We start from the raw sequence: 12,512 nt of genomic DNA, 5'->3' as shown, positions 1-12,512 counted from the left end.
AACACCTCTTTTTCAACTTCTTTCTGGCTTCGATGAACTGAAGCAACTTGCTGCCGAAAACTTCATAACTCATTGAATTTCAAGGAGTTTTCCGTTTCGACTGCGCCGGAAGTGGGGCGAATTATAGGCTTCCAGAATCTGCCGTCAACCGTTAATTTCGCTTTTCTTTCAGAATCTGCTTTCTAGCCAATAAACGCGGGACTCGACGAGCAACAGGAGGAACGCGCAGCAACAGAAGCAGAGCACCTATAAAAGCATAGACAGCCCACTCCTTGAGATCAGCCCGTACGATCCACAGCATATGCAGCAATCCAAGCCCAAGTATCACGTATACCAGTCGATGTAACTTCTTCCATCGAACACCCAAAAGGCGTTGACTGTAGCGATTGGAAGTCACCGCCAAAGCCAACAATCCGAGGAACCCCAGTGTCCCGACAATAATGTACGGACGTTTACGCAGTTCTACCCCTAGCTGGGACCAATCGAAACCCAGAATAAATGCCATGTAACTGCATAGATGTAGAACCACATAGGCAAAACACCAAAGCCCCAACTGCCGACGAACTGCGATCCACCCCGCCCACCCGGTCAGCTTCTGCAAAGGCGTCATGCTCAAGGTGATCAGCAACAACACCAACGTACCAAGCCCTAACCGATCAACCAGCACCTTGCCGGGATCGGGACCAAGCAAATCCGCAAAAGCCTGATAGAACCAAAGCAAGGGCAAAACCGCCGCCGCCATGAAAACGCCTATACGCCAAAACGGGAATCGCATCAGTAGTTCTTCCGCAAATCGAGCCCTGTATATAAAGAAGCGACTTCATCCGCGTAGCCGTTGAACATCTGCGTATCGCGCACGTTCGGCTTGAACAGGCTATTGGGCAAGCGCCGCTCCCGAGCTTGCGTCCAACGCGGGTGATCAACCGTCGGGTTCACGTTCGCATAAAATCCGTACTCATCGGCGGCAATACTTTGCCAGGTCGTCTTCGGCTGCTCACTGACCAGACTAATACGCACGATGGATTTAACACTCTTGAACCCATACTTCCATGGCACTACCAAGCGCAGTGGAGCACCGTTTTGATTGGGCAACTCACGGCCATACATACCAACCGCCAGAATAGCCAAAGGATTCATCGCCTCATCCAGACGCAAGCCTTCTACATAAGGCCAGTCGATCAGGGCAAAACCAGAGCGCTGTCCGGGCATGCTCTTGGGATCCTGTAGAGTCTCAAAGCGGATGTACTTGGCATTGGAGGTCGGCTCGACCTGTTTGAGCAACGCCGAAACAGGGAAACCGATCCATGGAATGACCATCGACCAGGCCTCAACACAGCGCAGACGATAAATGCGCTCCTCCAACTGATACGGCTTCATGAAGTCTTCGAGCGCGTAACGTCCGGGCTTACCTACCTCCCCGTCAACGACCACACTCCACGGCTCGGTTTTCAGCGAGCCGGCATTTGCAGCCGGATCCCCCTTGTCGGTACCAAACTCATAGAAGTTGTTGTAGTGGGTCGCGTCTTTATAAGGCGTAATCGCCTCACCCTTGACGTTGACCGCTCCCCATTTAGTAGAAGGAAGCTTTTCGGCAAACCAGGCAGGCGCTTTACCCGCCTCGACATCAGCATAGCGAGCGGCATCGTCGGCACTCGCCCAGCGCGGCAGGCTACTGACGGCGATAACAGCAGCAGTGGCACCAAGCAATTGGCGGCGAGAGAGGTAAATGGATTCAGGCGTGACATCCGACTCATGGCAGTCAGACGTTTGAGGGACTTTGATCAGCATGGCAACTCCGCAGCTTTGGAGGACAGATGCACCCATAGACTGCGGAGTATGCGGAAAATTACATCACTCGGCCTTTTTGTGCCGACGGAGATGCAACAGGTATTGCACAGGGCCGGACGCCGCATAAGCGAGGAAAACCAGCAGCAGAATGCGCGGTGGATCGCTGAAGACCACGGCAAACACCAGCACCACCGCGAGAATCGCCACGAAAGGCACGCGCCCTTTCAAGTCCAGCTCCTTGAAGCTGTTGTACTTGATATTGCTGACCATCAGCATGCCAGCAGCCGCCACCATCAACGCGACCAGAAACGACATTTTCGAGCCCTGAATGCCGTAATCACTGAACGCCCAGACAATGCCCGCCACCACGCCAGCGGCTGCCGGGCTGGCCAGACCGATGAAATAGCGTTTATCCGCAGTACCGACCTGGGTGTTGAAGCGCGCCAAACGCAAGGCCGCACCCGCCACATAGATGAAGGCGACCATCCAGCCGACTTTGCCCATGTCGCCCAGCGCCCAACCGAACGCCAGCAAGGCCGGCGCAACCCCGAACGCGACCATGTCCGACAGCGAGTCGTACTCGGCACCGAACGCACTTTGCGTATTGGTCATGCGCGCGACGCGACCGTCCAGGCCGTCGAGCACCATGGCGACGAAAATGGCGATCGCTGCAAAGGCGAAATACTTGCTCGCGTTCACTGAGTCGCCGGCGCTCAACGCAGCCTGGGCGCTCATCGAATTGATGATGGAATAAAAACCTGCGAACAGGTTTGCAGTGGTGAACAGGTTCGGCAGCAGATAGATACCACGATGCCGGACTTTACGACCTTCTGCGTCGTGCCCTTCTTCGATGTGCTCATCGATGGGCAGCATGCTTTCGGCGTCAGAAGCCTTGTTCGGCTCTTCGGGACGTTCGCTCATGGACATTACCTTGCAACGGTTTGGAAAAAATCGACTGTGTCTGTGACGACGGTTCGGCCACAAACGATGCAGCTTTATACCAGAACCACCGCCTCAAACGAAAAAACGCGGCCGAGGCCGCGTTTTTCGTACAAGAGACGAGGACTTAGTTTTTGGCTTTGTCGACGATCTTGTTGGCACCGATCCACGGCATCATGGAGCGCAGTTGCTCGCCGATGATTTCGATACCGTGAGCGGCGTTGTTACGACGCTTGGCGGTCATCGAAGGGTAGCCGGTTGCACCTTCGCTGATGAACATTTTGGCGTATTCGCCGTCCTGAATACGTTTCAGGGCGTTGCGCATGGCCTGACGGGATTCGGCGTTGATCACTTCAGGACCCGTCACGTACTCACCGTACTCAGCGTTGTTGGAGATCGAGTAGTTCATGTTGGCGATACCGCCTTCGTACATGAGGTCAACGATCAGTTTCAGTTCGTGCAGGCACTCGAAGTAAGCCATTTCCGGCGCATAGCCAGCTTCAACCAGCGTTTCGAAACCGGCTTTCACCAGCTCAACGGTACCGCCGCACAGAACGGCTTGTTCGCCGAACAGGTCGGTTTCAGTCTCGTCCTTGAAGGTGGTTTCGATGATGCCGGTACGACCGCCACCCACACCAGCCGCGTAGGACAGCGCTACGTTTTTGGCGTTGCCCGAAGCGTCCTGGTAGATCGCGATCAGGTCAGGGATACCGCCGCCTTTCACGAATTCGGAACGTACGGTGTGGCCTGGTGCTTTCGGCGCGATCATGATCACGTCGAGGTCGGCACGCGGAACAACCTGGTTGTAGTGGATCGCGAAACCGTGAGAGAAGGCCAGAGTGGCGCCGTTCTTGATGTTCGGTTCGATTTCGTTTTTGTACAGGGAGGACTGGAACTCGTCCGGGGTCAGGATCATGACCAGATCGGCAGAAGCCACAGCGGAAGCAACGTCGGTCACTTTCAGGCCGTGGGCTTCGGCTTTGGCAACGGTAGCCGAACCTTTACGCAGACCAACGGTAACGTCGACACCGGAGTCTTTCAGGTTGCACGCTTGGGCGTGGCCCTGGGAACCGTAACCGATGATGGCAACTTTCTTGCCCTGGATGATCGACAGGTCACAGTCTTTATCGTAGAAAACTTTCATGAATTTCCCCTATATATCCAGGCCGTTCAGGCCATTCGCTAATTTGGTTTAAATGCTGAGTACTTTGTCGCCGCGAGCGATGCCGGTCACGCCGCTACGGACGGTTTCCAGAATCGATGCGGTGCCGATGGACTGAATGAAGCTGTCGAGCTTGTCGCTGGTACCGGTCAATTGAACGGTATACACGCTCGCGCTGACATCGACGATCTGTCCACGGTAGATATCGGTAGTGCGTTTGATCTCGGCGCGCTGAGCGCCAGTGGCCTTGACCTTGACCAGCATCAGTTCGCGCTCGATGTGAGCACTTTCCGACAGGTCCACCAGCTTGACCACTTCGATCAGCTTGTTCAGGTTTTTGGTGATCTGCTCGATGATTTCATCGTGGCCAACCGTGGTCAGCGTCAGACGCGACAGTGTCGGGTCTTCGGTTGGGGCCACGGTCAGGCTTTCGATGTTGTAGTTGCGCTGCGAGAACAGGCCGACTACGCGAGACAAAGCACCGGGTTCGTTTTCCAGAAGCAAGGAAATAATGTGCCGCATGATTAGGTACGCTCCGTCTTGCTCAGCCACATATCGCGCATGGAGCCGTCTTTGATCTGCATCGGGTAGACGTGCTCACTGGTGTCGACCGAAATATCGATGATCACCAGGCGATCTTTCATGGCGAACGCTTCTTCCATCTTCGACTTCAAATCTTTCGAATCGGTAATGCGCACGCCAACGTGACCATAAGCTTCAGCCAATTTGACGAAGTCAGGCAGCGATTCCATGTAGGAGTGCGAGTGACGGCTGCCGTAGCTCATGTCCTGCCACTGACGAACCATCCCCAGAACACCGTTGTTCAGAATGACGATCTTCACCGGCAAGCCATATTGCAGACAGGTCGACAGTTCCTGGATGTTCATCTGGATGCTGCCTTCGCCCGTCACGCAGGCAACGTCCTCATCCGGGAAGCTCAACTTGATACCCATGGCCGCCGGAAAACCGAAGCCCATGGTGCCCAGGCCACCGGAGTTGATCCAGCGGTTCGGCTTGTTGAACGTGTAGTACTGCGCAGCGAACATCTGGTGCTGACCCACGTCGGAGGTGATAAAGGCATCGCCCTTGGTCACTTCGCACAGGGTTTGGATCACGGTCTGTGGCTTGATCTTGCTGCCGTCGCCCTTGTCGTAAGGGAACAGGCCGCGATCACCGCGCCATTCATCAACCTGCTTCCACCAACTGGCCACGGACTCCTTGTTCGGGGTCTCGCCGATGTCCTTGAGAATCGCGACCATTTCGGTCAGGACGCTCTCTACCGGCCCCACAATCGGCACGTCGGCCTTGATGGTCTTGGAAATCGAAGCCGGGTCGATATCGATGTGAATGATCTTGGCATTCGGGCAGAACTTCGCCGCGCCGTTGATCACGCGATCGTCGAACCGCGCGCCGACAGCCAGGATCACGTCAGCATGGTGCATCGCCAGGTTAGCGGTGTAGCTGCCGTGCATGCCGAGCATGCCGATGAACTGACGATCGGTGCCAGGGAACCCGCCCAGGCCCATCAGTGTGTTGGTCACTGGCAGGTTGAGCATTTTTGCCAGTTCGGTCAGCGGTGCGGAACCGTTGCCCAGAATCACGCCGCCGCCGGAGTACAGCACTGGACGCTTGGCCGCCAGGAGCATTTCTGCTGCCTTGCGGATTTGCCCGGAGTGACCGCGAACGGCCGGACTGTAGGAGCGCAGCTTGGCTTTCTTGGGGAAGACGTATTCGAACTTCTCGGCCGGGTTGGTCATGTCTTTCGGGATATCGACCACGACCGGGCCCGGACGACCGGATTGTGCCAGGTAGAAGGCTTTCTTCATGACTTCCGGGATTTCCGAGGCGTGCTTGATCATGAAGCTGTGCTTCACGATCGGCCGGGAGATACCGATCATGTCGGTTTCCTGGAACGCGTCGGTGCCGACCATGGTGCTTGGCACCTGACCGGAAATGATCACCATTGGAATCGAATCCATATAGGCCGTGGCGATACCGGTGATGGCGTTTGTGGCGCCTGGACCGGAAGTCACCAATACCACGCCGGCTTTACCGGTGGCACGGGCATAGCCGTCAGCCATATGGGTAGCCGCTTGTTCGTGACGAACCAGGATGTGGGTCACTTCCGGTTCTTTGAACAGGGCATCGTAAACATGCAGGAGAGCACCACCCGGGTACCCGTAAATATATTTGACGCCTTCGTCACGCAAGAAGCGGACGAGCATCTCACCGCCAGATAAAAGCTCCACGTTGTTCACCTCTAAAACGCCAGAATACCGTCCACAAAATAGGGGCGGGTCTTAATAGGTTTACTTCTCGGCAGAGCATGAGCGACGGTGGTCGCCGACTACGTCAGCACTGACTGAGCAAGTATTGGGATCGTCCCAAGTGTTGCGGGCCTTTCCCACCCAGCGCGAGGTAACGCGTTGCGGGTGTAACAGGTCGGCGCGGATGTGCGCCTCATGATCTACCGAGAGGGTCTGCTTCTGGCAGTCCCTCTACAGCGGACTTTGGATTCTTCTGTTTCGCCCTCTCCAAGTCAAGTCGTCTGTGTGCTTAATTGTGGGTAAGCACATGAGAACGCAAGAAAAAACCTGAAAACCGCTACTCTGTTAGCGTCAATTGCGCAATTTTGCCAAGGAATCAGCATGCGAACGCTCCTCCTCACACTGCTGATCGGCCTCAGCCCCTGGTGCTCGGCCGCTCAGATCTACAAATGGGTCGACGCCCAAGGTGTCACGCATTTCGATGCACAACCTCCCCAAGGCCAGCCGTCCACCTCTGTGCAGACACCCTCCTCGCCCGCGCCGAAACCTGCGGCAATGCCCGGTAGCGGCGCACTCGGCGATCAGAAAGCCATCGACGCCAAGGTCCAGAAACAGGTCGCCGACCAGCAAGCGCAGCTCAAAGCATTTTGTGAACAGGCACGCACCAACCTTGCGCAATTGCAGAACAATCCGCGCTTGCGGGAGGAAGTAGAGGGAAAATTGCGACGGCTTGATGATGCGCAGCGTCAAGAGCGCATCGGCGAAACGCAGAAGCAGATAGCGGAAAACTGCCAGTAATGACTGGCAGCTTCCGGTTCAGCGCGAAGCAGTAATGAGCAGGTCGAACTCTTTGAGCAATACCTGAAGCTGCCGATCCTTGCCCTGCAGATTGCGCTGGGCGAAGACCATTTCAGCCATTTCCTGAATACCCGAGGCATTAGGTAACGGCAGATCCTGTTCGAGGATCATCTTCATGCGTGGCAGGAATATCCATTGCAACCACTGCTCGAAATCGAGCGTGTCGACCGAAAACGGCTCGACACTGCTCAAGGCTTCGGCGGACGGCGAGACTTCATCCCACATGCCCTGCGTACGCAGTTCACGCTCGATCAACAAAAGCTGATCGGCGATTTTCGGAAAACGACTGTCCATCACAGCGAAACCTTGGCCTTTTGACGGGCCAGAGCGGCACCAGCGGAGTCCCCCTGCTTCTCACGGGCCTGCGCGATCAGTTCCCACAGACTGGCCTGTAAATCCGGACGACCGTTGGCCAGGGTCAAGGCACGACGGGCGAACTGTTCGGCCTGCGGCGCATCGCCTTGAGCCATGCGCACCTGCGCCAGGCGATAAAGCACTTGCGGCTCACGCGGGGCTACACGTTGCGCGCGCTCCAGGCTGGAAGACGCGCCGTTGAGGTCGCCACCGGCCTGTTGCTGTTGAGCGGTGGTCAGCAAGGCGAGAACCGGACCGTCCAGTTGCTCATCCGCTGACAAGCCACCGCCACTGTTGGCCGAAGGAATGCCACTTGGCGTCGATGGCATGCTGTAGCTGCCGGAGTTGATCGGCGCCGCTTCCACTGACGAAGGGTTGTACGGCCCCGGCGTGATGCCACCGGACGCCGGACCCGGCACGATCGGCGAAGTGCTGATCGGCGTCGAGGTGGTCGCGCCGCCACCTGGCACCATCACAACTACGCCAGAGTCACCTTGTGGAATGGCCTGAGTCTGGCCCTGAACAGGACGCTTGACCGTGGTTTGACGGAAGCCGCCATTGGCCGAAATTCGTTCGCTGTTGGACACGGCCGTACCGGAATCAACCACCGGGATCGAACCACGCTGTACGGTAGAGCAGCCGCTGAGCAAAGCTACGGCGGTCACCGCTGGAATCAACCACTTGTTCACTTGAAACCCTCTTTGCTTAATTCATCCAGCCCTTGACCCAATCCATCACCGACTCGCCTGTAGCAGGCGTTTCGCCCGCACACGAGGCGCCGGGTGGCGGTTCGCTGCCGCGAATATACGGCATCTGCACCGCACCCGGGCAGTTGGCATCGGAGCCTTGCCCGGTATGAGAGTCAACCCACGCCTGTACGATGTTGTCCGGTTGCGGCATGTCCAGCGGCAGGGGATCAGCCTTGCGCATGAAACTGGTCCAGACCTGCAACGCACCGGTGGCGCCGGTGAACGGCGTCTTGCCGTTGTCATCACGCCCCAGCCACACCACCGCCAGCACGTCCTGACTGAAACCTGCGAACCAACTGTCGCGAGAATCGTTACTGGTGCCGGTCTTGCCGGCCAGGGTCAGGGTTTTCGGCAGCACGTTGTAAACCGATCTGCCGGTACCTTCACGCATCACGCGCTGCATGGCGTTCTGGATCAGATAGATGGACGCCGGATCAAAACGCTGCTGAATCTGGAACGGATAACGCTTGAGCGGCTCGCCTTCGGCGGTCAGTACGCTGCGGATCCCGCGCATTGGCGTGTTGAAACCGCCGTTGGCCAGCGTCTGGTACATGGTCGCCACTTCGATCGGGGTCATGCCGCCGGCGCCCAGCAACATCGACGGGTATGCCGGAAACTCACGCGTAACACCCAGGCGCGCCAAGGTCTTGAGTACATTGGGCACACCCACTTCCAGACCGAGACGCGAGGTCGACAGATTGTAGGAATGCGCCAGGCCCTGATAAAGGAACACGGTGCCATGGGAGCGGCGATCATAGTTCTGCGGTTTCCACACCTGACCGTCGGCACCTTTGACCGCTAGCGGTTCGTCAGACAACCAACTGGTCAGTGTGTACTGACTTGGTTTCTCCAGCGCGGTCAGATAAACCGCTGGCTTGATCAACGAACCCACCGGACGCACGGCATCGAGTGCCCGGTTGAATCCGGCAAAACTTGCCTGCCGGCTACCGATCATCGCCTGTACTTCACCGGTTTCCGGGTTGGTCACGACCATGGCCGCTTCCACATCATCGGAGCCTTTGCGCCCTGACAGACGTTTAAAGGTGTCATTGACCGAGGACTCGGCCTTCATCTGCAGAATCGGGTCGAAACTGGTGAAGATCCGCAGGCCTTCTTCGGTCAAGTCTTCGTCGCGATAGTCTTCGCGCAACTGGCGTTTGACCAGATCCATAAAGCCTGGAAACGAGCTGTCCGCCAATTTGCCGCGAGTGGTCACACCCAATGGCATTTTCTTCGCAGCTTCGACCTGCTCTGCCGTTGCCACGCCTTGTTGCTCAAGCACGTCGAGCACCAGGTTGCGACGCTCAAGCGCACGCTCGGGGTTGCGACGCGGGTTGTAATAGGACGGGCCTTTGACCATGCCGACCAGCAACGCTATTTGATGCAGTTTCAGCTCGGACAAGGGTTGACCGAAGAAAAACTGGCTCGCCAGACCGAAACCATGCACCGCGCGCTGGCCATCCTGACCGACGAAGACTTCGTTGAGGTACGCCTCAAGGATGTCTTTCTTGTCGTAATGCAACTCCAGCAACATCGCCATCATTGCTTCGGTGAGCTTGCGGGTCAGGCTGCGTTCATTGGTCAGGTAGAAGTTCTTGACCAACTGCTGGGTCAGCGTACTGCCGCCCTGAGTCATCTTGCCGCCGGAGGTATTGACCCAGATGGCGCGGGCAATCGACTTCGGCGATACACCCCAGTGACTGTAGAAATCGCGATCTTCTACAGCAACGAGGGTGTCCAGCAGATACGGCGGCACCTGATCGATCTTGATCAGAATGCGGTCTTCAAGGTTTTTCGGGTAAATCCCGCCGATCAGCAGCGGTTCCAGGCGAACCACGGACAATTTCGAACCGTTGATTGCCGAAAGCTCAGCAACGTAGTCACCGGAGAAGCGCACATGCACCGGCTGCGGTTTCTCCATACCTTCATAAAACTGGAAGCCACGGGTATTCAGATCGACGGTATTGCCGTTGACCGCTGCGGAGCCCGGCCCATTGCTCACGGCTTCGCGGCGATAGCCCAGGGCATCGAGTTCGGTGAGGAAATCGTCTTTGCTGAGCTTTTGTCCGACGAACAGCTCAAGCGGACGCGCGTACACCTTGGCCGGGATGGTCCAGCGCTTGCCGGAGAACTTCTCCTGCACCACGGCATCGAGGTAAACGGCGAATCCGGCCAGCACCACAAGGCCGACCAGACTGAGTTTAATGGCCCAGCCCAGCCATGGGCGCAGGCCCTTGGAAGGTGGTTTTTTCTTGGTACGGGGAGATCGAGTTCGAGTCATGGCGGCGGATTATACGCACTTTATTCAGACTCGACAGAAGCGCTCCGAGGTTTGCGTCGGGCTGGCGAGCGGCCATAATGGCGACCTCGAATTTCCCCCAGCCTCTGAAGGATCGCCCGTGAGCCAGTCACTGATCGCTGCCCTGCAAAACCCGGCCCTCTACCCGCACCCCGTCGAAGGGTTCCAGGTCATCGAAACCCATATCTCGTGGGTGATCCTCACCGGCCCCTTTGCTTATAAAGTGAAGAAACCGGTGAATTTCGGCTTCCTCGACTTCACCAACCTCCAGGCGCGTGAGCATTTCTGCGGCGAAGAGCTACGCCTGAACCAGCGTCTGACCGACGATTTGTACCTGGAAGTGCTGCCCGTCACCGGCAGCGTCGAAGCGCCACAACTGGGCGGCGATGGCCCGGCTATCGAATACGTGCTGAAAATGCGCCAGTTTCCGCAAACCGGTTTGCTCAGCACCCTGCAAGCCAACGGCGAGCTGACCACCCGGCACATCGATGAAATGGCCGAGCAGATCGCCAAATTCCACCTCAGCGCCCCGAAAGTCCCGGCCGAGCATGACGCGGGCACCCCGGACAGCGTGATGGCGCCGGTATCGCAAAACTTCGAACAGATTCTGCCGTTCCTCAGCGACAAAAACGATCTGCTGCAACTTGAGGCACTTAAAGCCTGGGCCGAAAGCAGCTTCGCCCGCCTCAAGCCACTGTTCGCCCAGCGCAAGGCCGAAGGCTTCACTCGCGAGTGCCACGGCGATATCCACTTGGGCAATGCCACCGTCATCGACGGCAACGTGGTGATCTTCGACTGCATCGAGTTCAACGAACCGTTCCGTTTCACCGACGTCTGGGCTGACACCGGCTTCCTGGCGATGGACCTCGAAGACCGTGGTCTGAAATCGTTGGCTCGCCGCTTCATCAGCCAGTACCTGGAACTGACCGGCGACTATCAAGGCATGGAAGTGCTGAACTTCTACAAAGCCTACCGCGCGCTGGTTCGCGCAAAAGTGGCACTGTTCAGCATGCCGGCAGACGCGACCCCGGTGCAGCGCGCCACCACCCTGCGTCAGTACCGCAACTACGCCAACCTGGCGGAAAGCTACAGCACCATTCCTTCGCGGTTCATGGCGATCACCCACGGTGTTTCCGCCGTTGGCAAAAGCCACGTGGCCATGCGTCTGGTCGAAGCACTGGGGGCAATTCGTCTGCGCTCCGATGTTGAGCGCAAGCGTCTGTTCGGTGAGCAAACCGTCGCCAATGATGTGCAGGCCGGCATTTATAGTGCCGATGCCAGCACCGCGACCTACGCACGCCTGCATGAAATCGCTGAAGTGATCCTGCACGCCGGTTATCCAGTGGTGATCGATGCCACTTACCTCAAGCGCGAGCAACGTGACAACGCGGCGCAAATCGCCGAAGCCACTGGTACGCCGTTCCTGATCCTCGACTGCAATGCGCCGCAAGCGGTGATCGAGAGCTGGCTGGCCATTCGTCAAGCAGACAAGCAGGATCCATCCGACGCCACGCTGGCCGTGATCGAAGCTCAACAAGCCAGTCGCGAAGCGCTGACGCCGGAAGAAATCCTGCGCAGCAAACGTGTGCAGACCAATGAATCCGGCACGCTGGACACCGTGGTGGCGCAGATCCGCCAACGCCTGCCAGGCCTGTAAGAAACTATTTCGGCCGTGAAGCCCTCGCTCGCTTCACGGCCGTCAAATAGTGGCACTATACTGGCGTCATAAAACCAACAGGTGATGTGACATGAGCCAACCCAAACTTCTCGACACTCCGCTGTATGCCTTGCTGCACAAAGATGACATCACGGGTTTTAACAAAGAGCGCCCGAAAGACGGGCCGATCGACATGGTCGGCGGTGACTTCCGCGGTCTCGACCTGCGCGAACTGAACGCCGATGGCGTGGATTTCCGGGACGCGTATTTCCGCTCCGCCGATCTGCGTGGCATCGATTTCCGTCATGCCTCGCTGGAAGGTGCAAGCCTGGCCCACGCACAGATTTCCGGTGCGTACTTCCCGCCGGAGCTCAGCGCTGACGAGATTCTGATGTCGATGAATTTCGGGACGCGCCTGCGTTATCGCACCCGCTGATAG

At 57.4% G+C, this 12,512-nt stretch carries 12 protein-coding genes; 3 read left to right on the top strand and 9 right to left on the bottom strand.

Annotated elements, in window-relative coordinates:
• Positions 1-151 precede the first annotated feature (151 nt).
• From msrQ to AACY18_RS26580, 6 genes are all read right to left on the bottom strand, one after another.
• Positions 152-775 carry a protein-methionine-sulfoxide reductase heme-binding subunit MsrQ gene (gene msrQ, locus AACY18_RS26605; RefSeq protein ID WP_339432815.1) on the bottom strand — a complete coding sequence of 208 codons (624 nt, stop codon included), beginning with the start codon at positions 773-775 and terminating at the stop codon, positions 152-154.
• Positions 775-1,788 carry a protein-methionine-sulfoxide reductase catalytic subunit MsrP gene (msrP, locus tag AACY18_RS26600; protein ID WP_339432814.1) on the bottom strand — a complete coding sequence of 338 codons (1,014 nt, stop codon included), beginning with the start codon at positions 1,786-1,788 and terminating at the stop codon, positions 775-777. Before msrP ends, msrQ begins: the two co-directional genes overlap by 1 nt.
• 63 nt (positions 1,789-1,851) lie before the next feature.
• Complete coding sequence (pssA, locus tag AACY18_RS26595) at positions 1,852-2,709, bottom strand: CDP-diacylglycerol--serine O-phosphatidyltransferase (protein ID WP_339432813.1); 858 nt, start codon at positions 2,707-2,709, stop codon at positions 1,852-1,854.
• 145 nt (positions 2,710-2,854) lie between these two features.
• Positions 2,855-3,871 carry a ketol-acid reductoisomerase gene (gene ilvC / locus AACY18_RS26590; protein ID WP_339432812.1) on the bottom strand — a complete coding sequence of 339 codons (1,017 nt, stop codon included), beginning with the start codon at positions 3,869-3,871 and terminating at the stop codon, positions 2,855-2,857.
• 48 nt (positions 3,872-3,919) lie between these two features.
• Positions 3,920-4,411: an acetolactate synthase small subunit gene (ilvN, locus tag AACY18_RS26585; RefSeq protein ID WP_003205610.1), complete on the bottom strand. Its 492-nt coding sequence runs from the start codon at positions 4,409-4,411 to the stop codon at positions 3,920-3,922.
• A 2-nt stretch (positions 4,412-4,413) separates the two neighbouring features.
• Positions 4,414-6,138 carry an acetolactate synthase 3 large subunit gene (locus AACY18_RS26580; protein ID WP_339432811.1) on the bottom strand — a complete coding sequence of 575 codons (1,725 nt, stop codon included), beginning with the start codon at positions 6,136-6,138 and terminating at the stop codon, positions 4,414-4,416.
• Positions 6,139-6,537: 399 nt separating this feature from the next.
• Here AACY18_RS26580 and AACY18_RS26575 point away from each other — a divergent pair, with 399 nt between their 5' ends.
• On the top strand, positions 6,538-6,954 hold the full coding sequence (locus AACY18_RS26575; RefSeq protein WP_339466647.1) for a DUF4124 domain-containing protein: 417 nt from the start codon (positions 6,538-6,540) through the stop codon (positions 6,952-6,954).
• 18 nt (positions 6,955-6,972) lie between these two features.
• Here the strand turns inward: AACY18_RS26575 and AACY18_RS26570 are convergent, their stop codons facing one another.
• Genes AACY18_RS26570 through mrcB form a run of 3 tightly spaced genes read right to left on the bottom strand, consistent with a single transcriptional unit; the run spans position 6,973 to position 10,398 of the window.
• Positions 6,973-7,308 (bottom strand): YqcC family protein, encoded by a 336-nt coding sequence (locus tag AACY18_RS26570; RefSeq protein ID WP_221733590.1) that lies wholly within the window; start codon positions 7,306-7,308, stop codon positions 6,973-6,975.
• On the bottom strand, positions 7,308-8,057 hold the full coding sequence (locus tag AACY18_RS26565) for a hypothetical protein (protein ID WP_339466646.1): 750 nt from the start codon (positions 8,055-8,057) through the stop codon (positions 7,308-7,310). Before AACY18_RS26565 ends, AACY18_RS26570 begins: the two co-directional genes overlap by 1 nt.
• 16 nt (positions 8,058-8,073) lie before the next feature.
• Positions 8,074-10,398 (bottom strand): penicillin-binding protein 1B, encoded by a 2,325-nt coding sequence (gene mrcB, locus AACY18_RS26560; protein WP_339466645.1) that lies wholly within the window; start codon positions 10,396-10,398, stop codon positions 8,074-8,076.
• Positions 10,399-10,516: 118 nt separating this feature from the next.
• On the opposite strand from mrcB, the gene AACY18_RS26555 reads away from it, so the two are divergent.
• Both AACY18_RS26555 and AACY18_RS26550 read left to right on the top strand, forming a co-directional pair.
• Positions 10,517-12,073 carry a bifunctional aminoglycoside phosphotransferase/ATP-binding protein gene (locus AACY18_RS26555; RefSeq protein ID WP_339466644.1) on the top strand — a complete coding sequence of 519 codons (1,557 nt, stop codon included), beginning with the start codon at positions 10,517-10,519 and terminating at the stop codon, positions 12,071-12,073.
• A 91-nt stretch (positions 12,074-12,164) separates the two neighbouring features.
• Positions 12,165-12,509 carry a pentapeptide repeat-containing protein gene (locus tag AACY18_RS26550; RefSeq protein ID WP_221733586.1) on the top strand — a complete coding sequence of 115 codons (345 nt, stop codon included), beginning with the start codon at positions 12,165-12,167 and terminating at the stop codon, positions 12,507-12,509.
• Positions 12,510-12,512 lie beyond the last annotated feature (3 nt).

Source organism: Pseudomonas sp. EA_65y_Pfl2_P74 (assembly GCF_963970575.1).
Classification (GTDB): Bacteria; Pseudomonadota; Gammaproteobacteria; order Pseudomonadales; family Pseudomonadaceae; genus Aquipseudomonas; species Aquipseudomonas baetica_A.
This window is presented reverse-complemented; position numbering and strand designations above follow the sequence as displayed.